Source organism: Candidatus Pantoea gossypiicola (assembly GCF_008632075.1).
Lineage (GTDB): Bacteria > Pseudomonadota > Gammaproteobacteria > Enterobacterales > Enterobacteriaceae > Pantoea > Pantoea gossypiicola.
This window is the reverse complement of the sequence record NZ_VWVM01000006.1, coordinates 215,655-234,345: the sequence shown is the minus strand read 5'-3', so window position 1 is coordinate 234,345 and position 18,691 is coordinate 215,655. Positions and strand designations below refer to the sequence as shown.

At 53.8% G+C, this 18,691-nt stretch carries 17 protein-coding genes; 8 read left to right on the top strand and 9 right to left on the bottom strand.

Annotated elements, in window-relative coordinates; translation table 11 throughout:
- Positions 1 to 10: 10 nt before the first annotated feature.
- Positions 11 to 970 (bottom strand): isoaspartyl peptidase/L-asparaginase family protein, encoded by a 960-nt coding sequence (locus F3I20_RS10335; protein WP_150037164.1) that lies wholly within the window; start codon positions 968 to 970, stop codon positions 11 to 13.
- 256 nt (positions 971 to 1,226) lie between these two features.
- Here F3I20_RS10335 and moeA point away from each other — a divergent pair, with 256 nt between their 5' ends.
- Both moeA and moeB read left to right on the top strand, forming a co-directional pair.
- Complete coding sequence (gene moeA / locus F3I20_RS10330; protein WP_150037165.1) at positions 1,227 to 2,462, top strand: molybdopterin molybdotransferase MoeA; 1,236 nt, start codon at positions 1,227 to 1,229, stop codon at positions 2,460 to 2,462.
- Entirely contained in the window at positions 2,463 to 3,239 is a 777-nt protein-coding gene (moeB, locus tag F3I20_RS10325) for a molybdopterin-synthase adenylyltransferase MoeB (protein ID WP_150015270.1), read from the top strand.
- A gap of 579 nt (positions 3,240 to 3,818) precedes the next feature.
- Here moeB and F3I20_RS10320 read toward each other — a convergent pair.
- From F3I20_RS10320 to mntR, 7 genes are all read right to left on the bottom strand, one after another.
- Entirely contained in the window at positions 3,819 to 5,411 is a 1,593-nt protein-coding gene (locus F3I20_RS10320; RefSeq protein WP_150015271.1) for an ABC-F family ATPase, read from the bottom strand.
- 180 nt (positions 5,412 to 5,591) lie between these two features.
- Positions 5,592 to 5,993, bottom strand: coding sequence for an H-NS family histone-like protein (locus tag F3I20_RS10315; protein ID WP_136198441.1), 402 nt, complete (start codon positions 5,991 to 5,993; stop codon positions 5,592 to 5,594).
- An 867-nt stretch (positions 5,994 to 6,860) separates the two neighbouring features.
- Positions 6,861 to 8,390 carry an efflux transporter outer membrane subunit gene (locus tag F3I20_RS10310; RefSeq protein ID WP_150015272.1) on the bottom strand — a complete coding sequence of 510 codons (1,530 nt, stop codon included), beginning with the start codon at positions 8,388 to 8,390 and terminating at the stop codon, positions 6,861 to 6,863.
- A 1-nt stretch (position 8,391) separates the two neighbouring features.
- Complete coding sequence (locus F3I20_RS10305) at positions 8,392 to 9,960, bottom strand: DHA2 family efflux MFS transporter permease subunit (RefSeq protein WP_150037167.1); 1,569 nt, start codon at positions 9,958 to 9,960, stop codon at positions 8,392 to 8,394.
- Positions 9,957 to 11,102, bottom strand: a complete 1,146-nt coding sequence (locus F3I20_RS10300; protein WP_150015274.1) for an HlyD family secretion protein — start codon at positions 11,100 to 11,102, stop codon at positions 9,957 to 9,959. Before F3I20_RS10300 ends, F3I20_RS10305 begins: the two co-directional genes overlap by 4 nt.
- Before the next feature lie 149 nt (positions 11,103 to 11,251).
- Positions 11,252 to 12,361 carry an SLC13 family permease gene (locus F3I20_RS10295; protein ID WP_150015275.1) on the bottom strand — a complete coding sequence of 370 codons (1,110 nt, stop codon included), beginning with the start codon at positions 12,359 to 12,361 and terminating at the stop codon, positions 11,252 to 11,254.
- Positions 12,362 to 12,381: 20 nt separating this feature from the next.
- Complete coding sequence (gene mntR / locus F3I20_RS10290; protein WP_010254350.1) at positions 12,382 to 12,840, bottom strand: manganese-binding transcriptional regulator MntR; 459 nt, start codon at positions 12,838 to 12,840, stop codon at positions 12,382 to 12,384.
- 253 nt (positions 12,841 to 13,093) lie between these two features.
- On the opposite strand from mntR, the gene F3I20_RS24415 reads away from it, so the two are divergent.
- Positions 13,094 to 13,285, top strand: a complete 192-nt coding sequence (locus tag F3I20_RS24415; protein ID WP_033782439.1) for a hypothetical protein — start codon at positions 13,094 to 13,096, stop codon at positions 13,283 to 13,285.
- A 242-nt stretch (positions 13,286 to 13,527) separates the two neighbouring features.
- Here F3I20_RS24415 and ompX read toward each other — a convergent pair whose 3' ends face one another.
- A complete protein-coding gene (gene ompX, locus F3I20_RS10280; RefSeq protein WP_150012099.1) occupies positions 13,528 to 14,040 on the bottom strand; it encodes an outer membrane protein OmpX in 513 nt (170 codons plus the stop codon).
- Between the two features lie 368 nt (positions 14,041 to 14,408).
- On the opposite strand from ompX, the gene rhtA reads away from it, so the two are divergent.
- The 5 genes from rhtA to glnQ all read left to right on the top strand — a co-directional run bounded on the left by rhtA (position 14,409) and on the right by glnQ (position 18,675).
- Complete coding sequence (gene rhtA / locus F3I20_RS10275) at positions 14,409 to 15,323, top strand: threonine/homoserine exporter RhtA (RefSeq protein WP_150012101.1); 915 nt, start codon at positions 14,409 to 14,411, stop codon at positions 15,321 to 15,323.
- 325 nt (positions 15,324 to 15,648) lie between these two features.
- Positions 15,649 to 16,152, top strand: a complete 504-nt coding sequence (dps, locus tag F3I20_RS10270; RefSeq protein ID WP_033731968.1) for a DNA starvation/stationary phase protection protein Dps — start codon at positions 15,649 to 15,651, stop codon at positions 16,150 to 16,152.
- A 319-nt stretch (positions 16,153 to 16,471) separates the two neighbouring features.
- Positions 16,472 to 17,218: a glutamine ABC transporter substrate-binding protein GlnH gene (gene glnH, locus F3I20_RS10265; protein ID WP_150037299.1), complete on the top strand. Its 747-nt coding sequence runs from the start codon at positions 16,472 to 16,474 to the stop codon at positions 17,216 to 17,218.
- A 78-nt stretch (positions 17,219 to 17,296) separates the two neighbouring features.
- Positions 17,297 to 17,956: a glutamine ABC transporter permease GlnP gene (gene glnP, locus F3I20_RS10260; RefSeq protein ID WP_013357248.1), complete on the top strand. Its 660-nt coding sequence runs from the start codon at positions 17,297 to 17,299 to the stop codon at positions 17,954 to 17,956.
- On the top strand, positions 17,953 to 18,675 hold the full coding sequence (gene glnQ / locus F3I20_RS10255) for a glutamine ABC transporter ATP-binding protein GlnQ (RefSeq protein ID WP_010254327.1): 723 nt from the start codon (positions 17,953 to 17,955) through the stop codon (positions 18,673 to 18,675). The genes glnP and glnQ overlap by 4 nt, the downstream gene beginning before the upstream one ends.
- Positions 18,676 to 18,691: the final 16 nt, after the last annotated feature.

Genomic DNA, 18,691 nt, shown 5'->3' with positions numbered 1-18,691 from the left:
TTCTGTATCCTTAACTTTCGCGATAGATAGCGACCTCAGCCGCCTCGCCGAACCGCGCAACGCCCCGGTACATGCCTTCGCTGTTGAACGGCAGCGCCACGTTGCCTGCGCGATCGACAGCGATTAAGCCGCCACTGCCGCCCAGTTCCAGCACGCTGTCATGAATAACGTTAACACTGGCCTGCTGCAACGAGCGTCCGGCGTAACGCATCTGCGCGGCCACATCGTAGGCCGCCAGCGTCCGCATAAAGACTTCACCGGTACCGGTACAGGAGACCGCCACGCTGTCGTTGCTGGCATAGCAGCCCGCGCCCGGCAGCGGCGAATCGCCGACGCGTCCGGCCTGCTTATTGGTCATGCCGCCCGTCGAGGTAGCAGCAGCCAGGTTGCCCGCCAGATCCAGCGCGACCGCACCGACTGTGCCAAACTTACGGTCCGGGTCGAGCGGGTCGTCGCTGTGGGCGGCACCATCATGGTCAAGCACCGCGGTATCGCTGTTGAGCGCGCGCTGCAACTGTTCCCGGCGTTCCGGCGTAGAGAAGAAATCAGGATCGACCGTTTCCAGTCCCTGCGCCACGGCAAACTGCTCTGCGCCTTCCCCGATAAACAGCACATGCTCGCTTTTTTCCAGCACGGCACGTGCTGCCAGGACCGGATTACGTAATCGCGTTACGCCTGCGACCGCGCCGACATCCAGCGTGCGGCCATCCATAATGCAGGCATCAAGTTCATGGGTACCCTGATGGGTGAAGACCGCGCCTTTGCCCGCGTTAAACAACGGACACTCTTCCAGCAGTCGCACCGCCTCAGTTACTGCATCGAGTGCACTGCCGCCCTGCGCCAGTATCTGCTGACCCTGGGTGACAATATCGTGGAGCGCCTGACGATAGCGTTGTTCCTTTTCAGCGCTCATTGCTGCGCGCGAAATCGCACCTGCGCCGCCGTGAATGGCGATCACTGCATTAACCATAACGCTTTACCCTGTGGTTGCATCAGGACGAAAAACACTGATTTAAAATGGTTTTCACCCATTTTTGGTGATTTTTGACTATAGAAAGCCTGCTAAGGGTTGTAAAGGGGAAACTGTTCCTGTGGTTATAACCTTTTCTTACCGCCATATTTCACTTTGGCCACAACCTCCGGCAAGTCAGAACGACACCGATGTGACTCAGCGACCAATTCCCACCATAATAGGCAGCATCTGACATAACCAGGCTGGACCGTTCATGGAAAGTTTTACTGCAGGTTTGATCTCCCTTGAGGAGGCGCAACAAAAAATGCTGTCACAGCTGACGCCCGTCACCGACTCGCTGAGTGTGCCGCTGGCCGAGGCGGTCGGGCGCATCACCGCAACCGTAGTCACCTCACCGATTGCCGTGCCGCCCTTTGATAACGCCGCGATGGACGGGTACGCCGTCAGGCTGGCCGATGTTAGCAGCGGACAGCCGCTTCCGGTAGCAGGCAAGGCCTTTGCTGGCGCACCGTTCAGCGGTGAGTGGCCTCAGGGCAGCGTGATTCGCATCATGACCGGTGCGCCGGTACCCGCTGGCTGTGAAGCGGTAGTAATGCAGGAGCAGACCGAAACTCAGGGCGAGGCGATTGTGATTACCGCGCCGGTGCGTCAGGGACAGAATATTCGCCTGACCGGTGATGATATTCAGCCCGGCCATGTGGTGCTGCAAGCCGGTACGCGCCTGGGTGCTGCCGAGCTGCCGCTGCTCGCCTCGCTGGGCATCGCCCAGGTCCGCGTACTGCGAAAACTTCGGGTCGCGATCTTCTCAACCGGTGATGAACTTCAGCCGGTTGGCGAGCCGCTGGCAGATGGACAGATTTACGACACCAACCGGTTTGCCGTCTCGCTGATGCTGCATAAGCTCGGCTGTGAGGTCATCGATCTTGGCATCATCAAAGATGATCCCGTCGCCCTTCGCGCAGCCTTTGAAGAGGCAGATCGGCAGGCTGATGTGGTAATCAGTACCGGCGGTGTCTCGGTGGGTGAAGCGGACTTCACCAAAAGCATGCTGGAAGAGCTTGGTGCAATCAGTTTCTGGAAGCTGGCGATCAAACCCGGCAAGCCATTTGCTTTTGGCCGCCTTAACAGCAGCTGGTTCTGTGGCCTGCCGGGCAATCCGGTCTCCGCCGCGGTCACTTTCTATCAACTGGTGCAGCCGCTGCTTGCCACCCTCACCGGCCAGCAGAAATCCGCCTTGCCATCCCGTCAGAAAGTGCGCTGCGCCTCGCGCCTGAAAAAGTCACCGGGTCGCCTCGACTTCCAGCGCGGCATCCTGCGCCAGAACGCACAGGGTGAACTGGAGGTGGAGACCACCGGGATGCAGGGTTCGCACGTCTTCAGCTCTTTTGCCCAGGCGAACTGCTTTATTGTGCTGGAACGGGATCGCGGTAACGTAGAGGCTGGTGAATGGGTTGAGGTGGAACCGTTTAACGCCCTGCTGGAGGCGTAAATGCTGCCTGAATTAAGTGATGAGGAGATGCTGCGCTACAACCGGCAGATCGTTCTGCGCGGCTTTGATTTTGATGGTCAGGAGCGGCTGAAAGCCAGTCGCGCGCTGGTTGTCGGGCTGGGCGGGCTTGGCTGTGCCGCTGCGCCCTACCTTGCTTCTGCCGGCGTCGGCAGCCTGACGCTGCTTGACTTCGATACCGTGTCGCACTCCAACCTGCAACGGCAGATTCTGCACCATGACGCGGATATTGGCCGCGCCAAAGTAGACTCCGCCGCACACAGCCTGGCCGCCATCAATCCGCACTGCCAGTTGCATGCGGTCAACGGACAGCTTGACGATGCAGCGCTGCTGGCGCTAATCGCCCAACAGCAGGTGGTGCTGGACTGCACCGATAATGTCGCGGTGCGTGAGCAGCTTAACCGGCTCTGTCGTCAGCAGCGGATACCACTGGTCTCAGGCGCTGCGATTCGGATGGAAGGTCAGATCAGCGTATTCAACTGGCAGCCCGGCACGCCCTGCTATCGCTGCATCAGCCGCCTGTTTGGTGAACAGACCCTGAGCTGTGTGGAAGCGGGCGTCATGGCTCCGCTGGTCGGCGTGATTGGCGCAATGCAGGCGATGGAAGCCATTAAAGTGCTGACCGCATTCGGCACGCCCGCCACCAGCCGGTTGCTGATGTACGATGCGATGAGCGCGGAATTCCGCAGCATGAACGTCGCGCAGGACGCGCACTGTGAAGTGTGTGGCGGTGAGGATAGCAAAACATCTGATTTTTGAGCACAGTGATGAGATCTTACCCGCTTCGGAAACACGGTCAGATCGGAAAGTCGCTTAAACCATCCCTGGACACTCTGCCCGCGCGATTACGCACCTCATCCCTGAGGTGCGCCCGTAAACGGGCCAACGCTTTGCGTTGTTCAAAAACGCTCCCGGCGTTTTTGTCCCAGTCGAGGGACGCTTTCCTCCTCTGACCGCGTTCCCTGCGCCTTGAACATTTGCGTTGCTGTCAGATAATTCCCGAGCAGGTTTTGTCAGAAGTCATAGCTATGGGGGCCTACGTCGAGCACACTCCCCAATCCCACGCTCAATCCACTTACAGACAACTCAAAACTTAAAGCGAAGGGAGCATACGCCTGTAGCAAAGCATAGCGGGCCAGGGATGGCCCGCGCTGAGCATGCCATGGATGGCGTCTTTTGCGTCTTTGCGAAAGGCGTATGCTCCCTGAAGCCCGTACAGTGGTGGCGTTTTACCTGCTTAGGGAACACGGTCAGATCGGAAAGTCGCTTAATCTATCAATGGGCGCTCAGCACCACAGGGCAAAAAAACCGGGGTGGCCTGCGCCACCCCGGTTTTTATCAGACAATACCCTGACTTCGCAGATAATCTTCGTAATTACCGGTGAAGTCCACCACCTCGTCTGCTTTCAACTCAATCACACGGGTTGCCAGCGAGCTGACAAACTCGCGGTCATGCGAAACAAACACCAGTGTGCCTTCATACATCTCCAGCGCCATATTGAGCGATTCAATCGACTCCATATCGAGGTGGTTGGTCGGCTCATCCATAATCAGAATGTTCGGTTTTTCCATCATCAGCTTACCGAACAGCATACGACCCTTCTCACCACCGGAAAGCACTTTGGCTGGCTTCTTAATATCATCCTGCGAAAACAGCAGACGACCGAGAATACCGCGAATGGTCTGCTCATCATCGCCCGGCTGTTTCCACTGACTCATCCAGTCAAATACTGTCAGATCATTGGCAAAATCATCGGCGTGATCCTGAGCGTAATAACCAATACGCGCATTCTCTGACCATTTAACCGTGCCATTATCTGGCGTAAGCTGACCCACCAGCGTTTTCAGCAGCGTTGACTTACCAATACCGTTGGCACCAATTACCGCCAGCTTCTCACCCACTTCCAGCAGCAGATTTAAATTCTTAAACAGCGGACCGTTATCAAATCCTTTGGTTAATCCTTCAACTTCCAGCGCATTACGGAACAGTTTCTTGTCCTGCTCAAAGCGGATAAATGGGTTCTGACGACTGGATGCTTTCACTTCATCCAGTTTAATTTTATCCATCTGCTTAGCGCGTGATGTCGCCTGGCGTGATTTAGAGGCGTTGGCGCTAAAACGACTGACGAAAGATTGTAAGTCAGCTATCTGCGCTTTCTTCCTGGCATTATCAGATAACAGACGTTCACGTGCCTGCGTTGCCGCGGTCATATATTCGTCATAATTACCGGAATAAACCCGCAGCTCGCCATAATCCAAATCGGCCATGTGGGTGCAAACCATATTAAGGAAGTGACGGTCATGCGAAATGATAATCATGGTGCTGTCACGCTCGTTCAGCACCTGCTCCAGCCAGCGAATTGTATCGATGTCCAGGTTGTTCGTCGGCTCGTCGAGTAACAAAATATCCGGATTAGAAAACAGCGCCTGCGCCAGCAGCACACGTAATTTAAAGCCAGGGGCGATTTCGCTCATCGGGCCATAATGCTGTTCAACCGGAATGCCGACGCCGAGTAATAATTCACCGGCACGCGACTCGGCGCTATAGCCATCCATTTCACCGTAAAGTGCTTCAAGATCGCCGACTTTATACCCCTCTTCTTCGCTCATTTCTGGCAAAGAATAAATGCGGTCGCGCTCCTGCTTTACTTCCCATAATTCATGGTGACCCATGATAACGGTGTCCAGCACGCTGAATTGTTCAAAGGCGAACTGATCCTGACGCAACTTACCAATGCGCTCGTTAGGATCGTAAGAGACGTTGCCGCCTGAAGGCACCAGATCGCCACCCAAAATCTTCATGAAGGTGGATTTTCCGCTGCCGTTCGCACCGATTAAACCGTAACGATTACCGCCGCCAAATTTAACGGAGATATTTTCGAACAGTGGCTTGCTGCCAAACTGCATGGTGATATTGCTGCTAACTAACACGGCATTGACCTTTGTGAAGAGAATGGATGAAAAAACGGCGGCTATTATGCCAGATGTGACGCAGCGCACGCCAGCGTCAGGCGCGGATTCCTGGCGGGGTGATTGATATCCCGACAGAAATAAAAAAAAGCCGGAGGACCATAATGGCCCCCCGGCTCCCACTTACAAGGATTGTGTTGATCAATCGATCAGGAAACTGTCCAGGCTTTTACCGGAATCCAGCGCTTTTTTAATCGCTGCCGGGGTGCGGCCCTGACCTGTCCATGATTTCTGCTCACCGTTTTCGTCGGTGTAAGAATATTTAGCCGGACGCGGCGCACGCTTGGTACGTTTTTTTCCGCTTTCCAGCGCACCTAATAATTCATTAGGATCGATGCCGTCAGCCAGCAGCATTTCGCGATATTTAGACAGCTTTTCTTCTTTTTCGCGATTCTGCGTCTCTTCCGCTTCTGCTTCTTCACGGCGCTCAGTAACAACAACGGTTAATTTTTCCAGGATCTCTTCAAGATCGCTCAGTGGCAGTTCACGAGCCTGGGCACGTAATGTGCGAATATTGTTCAGTACTTTAAATGCGTCACTCATCACAATGTCCTTGATTAAGGGGGGTTAATAAAACTGTAGCGCCAAGATTACCTAATTCAAATAAAAAAATAAATTATTTTTACGCTCCAGATAATTCTTAAGTATTAATTCAGACAAAAGAGCACTATTAAAATCGGCAGTGCCTGACGTTTTATTAACGCTGAATTAACAACAAATCGTGCTCAGGTTGCATTGTTGAAAACGATTTCAGAGGCTTTATACCGAAAGCTGACCGTTTACCTTATCCACTAAGTGGGTTTTCATAGCATCATTATTTACGGTGGCGCACCTGGCGATAGCAGATTAAAAACGTGCTCTGATCGCGATCTCAGTCACACCAGCTTACAGTTTATGCTTAAAAATCCCCCTCCAGGCCGTTAAATAGCGCAAAATAATTACCGCCCTGGTGAATTTTTAAAAATGCCTGTTGCCATCTGTTAACCTTTTTTTGCCGCTGCGTTTAGCAACAGAGTCAGATTATTCGCAGTCCCCTCAGCGACGCAATAACAGTTCTGGCTGACGAAGGCGGAGGTTTAGTTGCGTCCGGCTTACTTGCCCGGACATGAGGCAACTTAAAAAATCCGCCCAGGAAATAAATTCAGAAAGGTGATGAAGCTCAAAGAGCTGAATCAGAATAGAGCAGCAACGTAAAAATAACGTCACTTCACAGCTGCTGATAATAACCCTGTGTTTATCACGCGTTTATTTTCTGCTACCTGTGTCGGGCACAGCGGCGGTGAGATACCCCGTTATTCAACAGGTTAGATAATCATGTATAGCCAGGCGAGGCTGTCAGCATCTGACGTACGGCTGACAGGGAGAAAAATTAAGGGCGGTTACTGCACTGAGACAGCGACCGCCAGAGGACTAATTTGCCTGGGTGGCCGGACCAAATACCGGATATTTCGGCATCTCAACGTTCTGATAGGTTTCCCAGCCGCCGCCCAGTGCTTTATAGAGCGCGACTAAATCAAGCGCGCTCTGCATCCGCGCCTGTGTCGCCTGCTCCTGCGCCTGTGCCAGCTGACGCTGTGCATCCAGCACCTCGAGGAAGGTTGAAAGCCCCTGCCGGTAACTGTCGCTGGCGAGATCAAAGGCGCGCTGAAGAGCACCGGTCGTCTCATCCAGCGCGGTAACACGCTGCTGATCGGCGCGATAGCTGACCAGCGCATTCTCCACATCCTGCAACGCCGTCAGCACCGTCTGACGATAATCCAGCGCGGCGCTGGCCTGCTGCGCCCGGGCAAGTTTCACGCTCGACACCAGCTGTCCACCCTGGAAGATCGGAATCGACAACGACGGACCATAACTGTAGAAATGGCTGCTCCAGTTATCCAGATAGCTAACGTCGGTATTGCGCACGCCCAGCTGACCCGTCAGGGACAGGCTCGGGAAAAGCTGCGCCACTGACACGCCAATCTCTGCGGTTTGAGCATGAAGCGTCGCTTCAGCCTGACGAATATCAGGACGACGACGTGCCAGCGTAGAGGGGATACCCACCGGGACAAACTGCGGTAGCGGCGGTAACGCTTTTGGCGTACTGAGTTCAGCATCCAGCGCACCCGGCGTTTTACCAAGCAGCACCGCCAGCCCATTCATCGCCTGTCGCGCCTGCGACTGATACTGCGGCAGTTGCGCCTGCAGCGTACTGAGCTGGGCTCGGGCATTTTCTACATCGGTCAGCGGTGCCAGACCATTCTGCTGCTGACTTTGGGTCAGTTCGGTGGTCTGCTGCGCCACCTCAATCTGCTGCTGTAGCGTCTGAATGGTGCTCTGCGCGCCACGCAGCTGCAGCCAGGCTCGCGCCACTTCGGCTTCCAGCGAGACCAGCGCATCGTTGCGCTGCTCAATCGCCACCTGCTGCTGGGCATTGGCGGCCTCAACCTGACGGCGCACTTTGCCCCACAGATCGAGTTCCCAGCTGGCATCAAAGCTGCCCTGATAGAGGTTAACCGGCTGAGTCAGACCATTGAGCTGGCTGGCTACGTTACTGTCGAGCTGATCGGTAGCGCCATTGGATTCCAGTAAGCCTTTAAGTCCGAGCTGCTGACGCGTCACTTTGGCCGAGCCGTTCAGACTGGGAAACAGACTCCCCTGCGCCTGCGTCAGCTGTTCACGCGCCCCGGCAATGCGCAGCACCGTCTGCTGCAGGCTAAGGTTGCCCGCGATCGCCCGTTCAATCAGGCTGTCGAGCTGCGGATCGTTGAAGCTGCGCCACCAGCGGGAATTAATCGCGGCAGTTTGTGGTTTTGACGCTTCCTGCGAATCCAGCGTGTTGTAGCTGCCTGGCACGGCGGGTTTCGGTGCCTGATAGTCAGGTCCGACGGCGCAGCCTGCCAGCCCGAGGGCCAGCAGTAAACTCAGGGGTTTCAGGCGATGAGAGAAATAAACCTTCATGTTAGTGTGCTCCTGCACTGCCTTCGCTCTTAATCGGCGACAGCAGCCAGCAAAATGGAATCAAAATCAGGGCGACAATACTCAGGCCTGAGAAGACATCGATGTAAGCGAGGATGCGCGACTGCGCAATCATCTCCTGATAGAGCTGTCCGGTTGCCAGCGTAACGGGATCACCCACCGCCGAGGTAAAATCACGTATCGCCTGCGCCCAGTGCTGAAGCGTAATGTTGAACGGCTCGTTCAGCGGCGTCATGTTATGCACCATATGCGCCGAGCGTACCTGTTCACGCTCAGTAATGGCCGCGGTCGACAGCGAGATCCCGATCGATCCCGCCACGTTACGGAACATGGTAAACAGCGCCGAGGCATCAGCATTGAGTCGCTGTGGAATGGTGACAAAGGCGATAGTCGTGAGCGGGACAAACAGGAAGCCCAGCCCGATCGACTGTGCGCTGCGCATCAACACCAATGTTTTGAAATCGACATTGGGCGTTAAGGTGGAGGAGTAGAGAAACGCCACAGCCAGACAGCTGAAGCCAAAAGCGATGATGTATCGCGTCTGTACAATCGGCATCAGTTTCAGCACCAGCGGAATCGTCAATACAATCAGCACTGCGCCGGGCGACAGCACCAGCCCTGACCAGGTGGCGGTGTAACCCAGATCCTGCTGCGCCAGCTGTGGCAATACTACGGAGCTGCCATAGAGAATCATCGCCATCCCTGCCATCAGCAGGCCAGCCACCCAGAAGTTGCGGTCTTTCATCACCAGAATATCGACCACTGGCTTACGGGCATACATCAGCCAGTAGATGGCCCCGAAGATACCGACCAGCGCAAGAACTGCGAACAGCACGATAAAGTGCGAAGCGAACCAGTCCTCATCTTCTCCACGATCCAGCATCACCTGCAGGCAACCCAGCCCTAAGGTAATCAGGCTGATACCGATATAATCGATCTTCAGCTTCCCTTTGGCCCATTTACGCTCCCAAGGTGGATCTTCCAGCAGCTGATAAATTGCCAGCACGGTCAGCACGCCGACCGGAATGTTGATAAAGAAGACCCAGCGCCAGCTGTAGTTATCGGTAATCCAGCCACCTAATGTCGGGCCAATCACCGGCGCGACAATAATAGCGATGGAGGAGAGACCAAAGGCCTTGCCGCGATCTTCCGCTTTAAAGTAGTCGAGCAACACAGACTGCTGAACCGGCTGTAATCCGCCGCCGAAAAAGCCCTGCAGCACGCGGAACAGAATGATCTGCCAGAGTTCCGTGGCAATGCCGCACAGGAACGAGCAGATGGTAAACATCACGATGCAAATCAGGAAAAACTGTTTGCGGCCAAACAGCCGGCTGAAGAACGCAGAGATAGGCAGCACGATACCGTTCGCCACCAGATAGGAGGTCAGCACCCAGGTTGACTCATCGTAACTGGAAGAGAGCGAACCGGCGATGTGCGGCAGCGCCACGTTAACGATGGTGGTGTCGAGGATCTCCATAAACACCGCCAGCGTTACCGTGATCGCCACTAACCACGGATTACTGGCGGGTTTCCAGCTCTGCGCCGTACTCATTCCACGGTTACCTTCGGTTCAACCGAGAGACCCAGCGGCAGCGGATGGTTTGGATCAAGGCCCTTATCGATAACGATTTTCACCGGCACGCGCTGAACGATTTTCACATAGTTACCGGTGGCGTTCTCTGACGGGAAGGTTGAGAAGCGCGAACCGGAGCCCATCTGAATACTGTCAACATGCCCTTCAAGCTTCATATCCGGCCAGGCATCAACGCTGATTTCCACTTTGTCGCCCGGATTCATACGTTGCAACTGAGACTCTTTGAAGTTCGCCGTGACCCAGATCTCAGGTGAGACCAGCGAGAACAGTGAGGTACCGGCCTGCACCAAAGTGCCCAGCTGAACGTTACGCCTGGTGATAAACCCGTCATAAGGCGCACGAACCTGGGTATAGGAGAGATTCAGATCGGCCGTGCTTAACTGTGCTTTAGCCTGCTCAACCTGTTGCTGACGCGCTTCAACATTGGTTTCCTGCTGACGAATCTGCAGGGCAACCTGTGAGGCAACTTCAACCTGAGCTTTCGCGCTTTGTAACTGCGCCTGCGCCGAACGTAACTGCGCGGACGCACTGTCAATATTACGCTGACTGGTCGCACGCGGGTCGACGCCACGCTGGCGACGATAATCCGCCTGCGCATTCAGCAGGTTCGCTTCTGCTTTCGCCTGGTCCGCCAGCGCCTGATCGCGCTGTGCCGGATACTGTACTTTTGACAGTGCCAGCTGTGCCTGCGCCTGATGCAGCTGTGCAATCGCTAAACCGAGCTGCGCATTAGCCTGTTCGCGCTGAGCCCGATTGTCGCTGGGATCGATTTCCACCAGCAGATCGCCCTTCTTCACCCGCTGGTTATCTCTTACCAGCAGCTTCACGACATAGCCGGACGCTTTAGGCGCAATGGTAACGGCATCGCCTTCGGTGAAAGCGTCATCCGTGGTTTCAATATTGCGGGTAGAGAACCAGAACCAGAAGCCGACAATCAGCATAATCACCACCACCACCGCCAGAATAATCAGCGGCTTTTTACCGGGGCGTTTGCGCTCAGGCTGCTGGTCGTTGTCCTGATTTTCCTCTGACTGACGGCTTTTATCCGCCGCGTTATCTGCGTCCTGCTGGTGTTGATCGCGTTGATTATTCTCGCTCATAGTTCCCATCACTGGCTAAGGCCCTGATTCCGGGCATAAAGGTCCTGTTAACCTTATCTCGGAAATTGACAAAATCCAGTGCAACTTTACGAAACTTGAGGAATGGCGCACATCCTGCCACTTGTTGAGCGTAGCAGGAGGCGTCAGGGCTAATGGAGTAACTGCAACAGCAGCCAGCCGCTGGCCATCGACCAGGCCAGCAGAGGAAGGGAAAAGAGATGGAATTGCCACCAGACAGCTTTGTCTTTCGCCATGCGCAGGGCAATCAGGTTAGCAAGAGAACCTGGCAGCAGACCGAACCCGCCAATGTTGACGGCCCAGGCGAGCACATCCGTGGGCGGAACTTTTTGCAGCAGCAGAATCGTCGCCGGGACGTTACTGATCACCTGAGACAGACCAATCGCCAGCAGATAGAGCTGTCCCTGGCCAAAATGCGCCACCGCCTCGAAGTGCGCCTGCATCACCGGCAGACGCGTCAGCAGGAAGACGTCAATAAACATGGCGATAAACACCGTCAGCAGGCTCCAGTCGATGCGCAGCAGCACAGGACGTGCCATCACCAGGAAAGTGGCGAGGATTAGCAGCAGTATCCAGCCGGTGATCTCCAGCTCAAGACCGGCGATAAACAGCAGGTACAACACGACGCTGACGATAAACAGCGGCTTCTGCCACTTCGGCTGTTCCGGGTTGTCATGCTTATCAATCGACCGCTTTGAAAAGCTGAACCAGGTTAATAGCATCAGACTCAGCAGCAGCCACGCGGCCAGAGGCAGCATCTGCACGATAAACGCCACCACGCTCAGCTTGCCGTGGCTCCACAACAGAATGTTTTGCGGATTGCCAACCGGCGTCAGCAGCGATCCGGCATTAACCGCCAGCGCCTCAAAAATAATCAGTCGCGAGATCGGTAAACGGGAGAACTTACGCAGCGTCAGCGTCAGCGGCACCAGAATGAACAGCGCCACATCGTTGGTCAGAAAGGTTGAGAGCAGCGCCGCAGCCAACACCATAAAGAGTGCCAGTGCCCGTTCATGCCGGAAACGCGCAATCAGCCGTCCTCCCAGCACGTCAAAGTAGCCGCTGGTTTCCAGCCCCTTGGTCAGGATTAACAACCCGGTGAGCGTGATAATGGTATGCCAGTCTACGGCACCGGGCAGATCGGGCCAGCGGAAATCCGCCAGAAATGCCAGAACTACGCCAATCACGATTAATAAATGCAAAATAGAGTCATGCAAAAAAGATCGAAGCAGTTGAGGCATGGTGAGGGTACGCCTTAGCGTTAACGGGTTTCGGAGAACTTCTTAAAGACAGCCAGCGTTTCATCACTGACGTGATGCTCAATACCTTCTGAATCGCGTCGGGCCGTTTCGGGACTGATGCCTAACGCCAGCAGAAAACTTTCAACAATATGATGGCGGGCGCGGCTCTCCTCTGCCAGCTTCTCACCTTCACCGGTCAGGAAGACCCCCCGGTAAGGCACCTGCTCAACCAGCCCGGCACTGCCAAGCCGCTTCAGCATTTTCGCTACGGTAGGTTGCGAAACGCCCAGACGGGCCGCCATATCGACCTGACGCGCTTCGCCAAATTCACCAATCAAATCAGAGATTAACTCAACGTAGTCATCAATTAATTCCCGACGATGCGCTTCACGCACCTGCCGAAAACCTTCGACATGCTCTTCAATATCTTTCAGTGGTCCTTTTGGCGCAGAAACCACGCTTTTAGCACGACGACTCATTCAGCTTCCTCATTATTATTTCCCGTACCGACACTGCTATACGGATTTAGCTGCGCTCATTGTAAACCAGCCGCAAAGAAGCTCAAATTTTTCGTCATTAGGCGTGGCTAAACAATATAGCCAGTGCTATATTTGTTGATAATGTAAGCAGCAAAAAGCGGGATCCTGATTGATCCGCTGTTGCGCAGGTGTGATGACGTTTCTCACCGCAGGCTGCTGACTACCGCGTCGACAATGATTGGGAGGTGATTCTATGAGCACCCTGAAATGTTGCTTAGATTGCAGCAAATGCTTCCAGGCTGAAAAGAAAACAACCACGGAGATGAAATCCTGGCTGTGCCTGCTGACGCGTTCCCCGTTCACACTGCGTCTGATGTTGATTGAAAAGCTGCTGGGCCATAAGCCTGCCGATCGTCGCTGCCAGAATCTGATCTGGCGCGGCTAACCTTGATTCAGCGCCTTTCAGCCAGCGGCTGAGAGGCCCACTTCCCTCTTTCTGCACCCCTTTTTCTTATTTGTTCTCGAAACCTGTATGCCTTGCGGCATTAACGGCTATGGCTGGTTATTGGCTGTGGACAGCAGAAGCCATCGGAGATCGATTCGAAGTGAAAGGCAGGAGTGGTAAAACCAGCACAATAAAAAACGGCCCACAAGGGGCCGTTTTTTTGCAGGTCAGCTAAGCTAAACTTAGAAGCTGTAACCTACGCCGGCAATCCAGGTGCCAACGTCAACATTGCGGATGCGGCTCTGCTCGTAGCCCACGTCCAGCGCGACGTCCTGAATTGGGTTAAACTGCAGACCTGCACCGTAGGAGAAGCCTACGTCGCTTGAATCAGTTTTAGCGCGTGATGCGGTATCGTTCTGCTGGAATTTACCGTAGCCGATACCCACAACACCGTAGATGCTCGCCCAGTCGTTCAGACGGTAAGCAGGACCACCGGTCACACCGTAGTACTGGCCTTTATTGTAGATGCCAGCTTCGGTACGATCTTTTTCAGTGTAGGTGAATGAACCGATCCAACCCAGTGGGTTAGAACCGTCTTCGTAGCGGTATTTCAGGTTGAAGCCGTTAGCTTTGTTAGCCACGCCCTGATAGTCGCTCTGAGCATAGCCACCAGTTACGGTGCTCTGTGCCATTGCTGAACCTGCAGATACTGCCAGTACACAGGCTAATGCTGAAAGACATGCAATTTTTTTCATAACCACCTCAAATGTGAAAATACTTCTCTCCTGACAACGCTGAAAATATAACAAAAAATAGCGAGAAACTCTGCCCGGATTTTGTTGTCTAACAGAAAGTTTGGTGTAACAGGAAGTTAATGTGACATCCTATGTCATTCATTTTTCTTATAAAATCCGTCATCTTTCTGCAATAATCATTTTGTGCTCATTTCATGCTTTAAGTTAAATCCTAAAAAATCCTGACATTTCTTTACCTAAATGGCCCTGATTCTGGCCAAAACTTGCTCAGTTAAGTCAAATATAAAACGCGATTTCGTAATTCTTTGCTCGCTATTTCCTTTACACTGGCTGCCTCATTACGTTAATGGCCAGGAAAAGTACACAGGATGTCTGCCTCTCCCGCTTCCAAAAATCTTGCCCCGATAGTTATGCCTATTGCCGTGCTACTGATTGCGATGCTGTCGCTGCAGGGCGGCGCTTCACTGGCAAAAAGCCTGTTTCCCTCAGTAGGTGCCACCGGGATTACTGCACTGCGCCTGGGCTTTGGCACCCTGATCCTCTGCGTCATTTTCAAGCCCTGGCGTTTACGCTTCAGCCGGGAGCAGCGTCTGCCCCTCCTGATGTATGGACTGGCTCTGGGCACCATGAATTTTACGTTCTATCTGGCGATTCGTACCGTGCCACTGGGCGTGGCAGTGGGACTGGAATTTACCGGCCCGCTGGCGCTGGCGCTGTTTGGATCGCGGCGGCCACTGGATTTTGTCTGGGTGTTGCTGGCGGTAATTGGCCTGTGGTTCCTGCTGCCTTTTGGTACGGACATGACCGCGATTGACCCGCTGGGCGCAGCGCTGGCAGTGGGTGCGGGTGCCTGCTGGGCGATCTATATCCTGGCGGGACAACGGGCAGGCGCAGAACATGGCCCCGCAACCGTGGCCATCGGTTCGCTGATTGCCTCAGTCATTTTTGTGCCTCTGGGGCTGACATTCGCCGAAAGCGGCATCTGGACATGGGCCGTTATGCCGATCGCGTTGCTGGTCGCGCTGCTCTCCAGCGCCATTCCCTATTCACTGGAGATGATCGCCCTCACCCGCTTACCGGCGCGCATTTTCGGTACATTGATGAGTCTTGAACCCGCCATGGCCGCCTTTTCCGGCATGCTGTTTCTGGGAGAAACGCTGACCGGGCTTCAGTGGCTGGCGCTGCTGGCCATCATCATCGCCTCAGCAGGTTCAACACTGACTATGCGTCCGAAAAAGAGTCAGTTAAGCAGCATTGAATTATCAGACAACAGGCATAAATAAGCGATTTCAGCCCGCCATGCTGGCGGGCGAAATAACAATCATGCTCAGCATGAGAATTATTCTTAACCGCTGCGCTTTACGGTTCATCCTATTTTGAAACAGTCACTTACCTGATATTTACAACTTAGTATAACTTTATGATTTAAATGGCTATTTATTAATATCCATATTTTAACATAGCTTTAACCTTACCCGCACCGTCCTGCTTTTAATAAAGACGCACGCTATTTCATCCATCGTCAAAGTCGTTTCTGCAAAGCTGAAAAGCGCTGCTATACTTATTCGGTACTTGATTAGGACAACCATCAAAGAGAGGACTGAAACGATGAGTACCGCTAAATTGGTTAAAACGAAATCTTCTGACCTGATTTATACCCGCAATGATGTGGCCGAAGATGAGAAGAAAGCCACCATCGCGGTGTTGAACCGTCTGGTAGTCGAGTTTATTGACCTGTCATTGATCACTAAGCAGGCGCACTGGAACATGCGCGGTGCGAATTTCATCGGTGTGCATGAGATGCTGGATGGCTTCCGCACCACGATTACTGACCATCAGGACACCATTGCTGAGCGCGTCGTACAGCTGGGCGGTGTGGCGCTGGGCACCACGCAGGTTGTGAATGACACGACTCCGCTGAAAAGCTATCCGCTGAATATCCATAGCGTTCAGGATCACCTGAAAGCCCTGGCAGACCGCTACAGCGTTGTTGCTAACGATACACGTAAAGCCATTTCTGAAGTGAAAGACGAAGATACCGCTGACATCTTCACTGCGGCATCGCGTGATCTGGACAAGTTCCTGTGGTTTATCGAAGCCAATATCGAATAACACGTAATGTACTTAATCAGGCGGGGAAACCCGCCTTTTTTACGTCTGTGTTACCGCAATTTTATGACCCTGTTAACAGTTATTCCCTCCCCCGCTTCACAGCCTTAACATCTGAGGCACACTACCGCTTGCACCAAAAAAGTTATCTGCACCAAAGTTGAGCACCAACAGGGTGCAATGACAGAATTAACTGCAAAATCGTGTCAGCTGTGTTATTTAACTTTCTGATTTCGCGGATTTTGCAAAGTTGGCATAATTCTTTCATATGACAAGCCGCAAACGCAGGCCCTGCCGCCTGGTAGTAAAAAAAGGAAAAATGATGAAGTCACTGTTAAAAGTTTCTGTGGCCGCGCTGGCGCTGGCCTTCTCCCTCTCCTCCACAGCAGCAGAAAAGAAGCTGGTCGTTGCTACCGACACCGCCTTTGTTCCGTTTGAATTCAAACAGGGTGACAAGTATGTCGGCTTTGATGTGGATCTGTGGGATGCCATTGCGAAAGAGCTGAAGCTCGATTACACCCTGAAGCCAATGGACTTCAGCGGCATTATCCCTGCACTGCAAACGCGCAATGTCGATCTGGCACTGGCGGGTATCACCATTACTGAAGAACGCAAAAAGGCGATCGAGTTCTCTGATGGCTATTACAAAAGCGGTCTGCAGGTGATGGTGCGTAGCAATGAAAACGACATCAAGGGTATCAGCGATCTGAACGGCAAAGTCGTCGCGGTGAAAAGCGGCACCGGCTCTGTGGAGTACGCTAAAGCCAACATCAAATCGAAAGATCTGCGTCAGTTCCCTAACATTGATAGCGCCTACATGGAGCTGGGCACCAACCGTGCGGATGCCGTGCTGCATGACACGCCAAACATCCTGTACTTCATCCACACCGCCGGTAAAGGCCGCTTTAAGGCGGTAGGCGATTCGATTGAAGCGCAGCAATATGGTATCGCGTTCCCGAAAGGCAGCGACGATTTGCGTGAGAAAGTAAACGGCGCACTGAAAACCCTGAAAGAGAACGGCACCTACAACACGCTTTATAAAAAATGGTTTGGCACCGAACCTAAATAATAATTTGCCCGTTATCTGATTTCAGCAGGGAAACTTTTTCCCTGCTTTTTTCCATCGCAACATATCTGGAGTGACACCATGGAGTTTGACTGGAGCGTCATCTGGCCCGCCATGCCAGCGCTGCTCGAAGGCGCCAAACTGACCTTAATTATCTCAATCATTGGCCTGGTTGGCGGCCTGTTTATCGGGCTGGTGGCCGGTTTTGCCCGCGCTTACGGTGGCTGGATCACCAATAACATCGCACTGGTGTTTATCGAGATTATCCGCGGCACCCCTATCGTGGTGCAGGTGATGTTTATTTACTTTGCGCTGCCGATGGCATTCCCTGACCTGCGTATTGATCCTTTCACCGCCGCAGTGGTGACCATCATGATTAACTCTGGCGCGTATATTGCCGAGATTACCCGTGGTGCCGTGCTGTCGATCAACAAGGGATTCCGTGAAGCCGGACTGGCACTTGGCCTGTCGAGCCGCGAGACGCTGCGCTACGTCATTATGCCGCTGGCACTGCGTCGTATGCTGCCGCCGCTGGGCAACCAGTGGATTGTCAGCATCAAAGATACCTCACTGTTTATCGTTATCGGCGTGGCTGAACTGACACGTCAGGGTCAGGAGATTATTGCCGGTAACTTCCGCGCTCTGGAAATCTGGAGCGCCGTCGCGATCATTTATCTGGTGATTACGCTGGTGTTGAGCTTTGTGCTGCGCCGCATTGAGAAAAGGGTGAAAATCCTGTGATTGAATTTAAAGATGTCTCCAAGCATTTTGGCCAGACCCAGGTGCTGCACAATATCGATCTGAAGATTAACCAGGGTGAAGTGGTGGTCATTATCGGCCCATCCGGTTCCGGTAAATCGACTCTGCTGCGCTGCATTAACAAGCTGGAAGAGATCACCAGCGGCGAGCTGATTGTTGATGGCCTGCGCGTCAATGACCCGAAAGTTGATGACCGTCTGATCCGCCAGGAAGCCGGTATGGTGTTTCAGCAGTTTCATCTGTTCCCACAGATGAGTGCGCTGGACAACGTCGCCTTTGGTCCGATCCGGGTACGCGGTGCCAGCAAAGAAGCCGCACGCCAGCTGGCGCGAGAGCTGCTGGGTAAAGTGGGCCTCGCTGAGCGTGCGCATCATTTCCCATCTGAACTGTCGGGTGGCCAGCAGCAGCGCGTGGCGATCGCCCGCGCGCTGGCGGTGAAGCCGAAGATGATGCTGTTCGATGAGCCAACCTCAGCGCTGGACCCGGAGCTGCGTCACGAAGTCCTGAAAGTGATGCAGGATCTGGCGGAAGAAGGCATGACGATGGTGATTGTGACGCACGAAGTCGGCTTCGCACAGAAGGTCGCCTCGCGTCTGATCTTTATCGACAAAGGCAGGATTGCGGAAGATGGCGATCCCGACAGCCTGATCAGCAATCCCCCCAGCGAACGTCTGCGCGAATTCCTGCAGCACGTCTCCTGATCAAAACGGGCCGCTT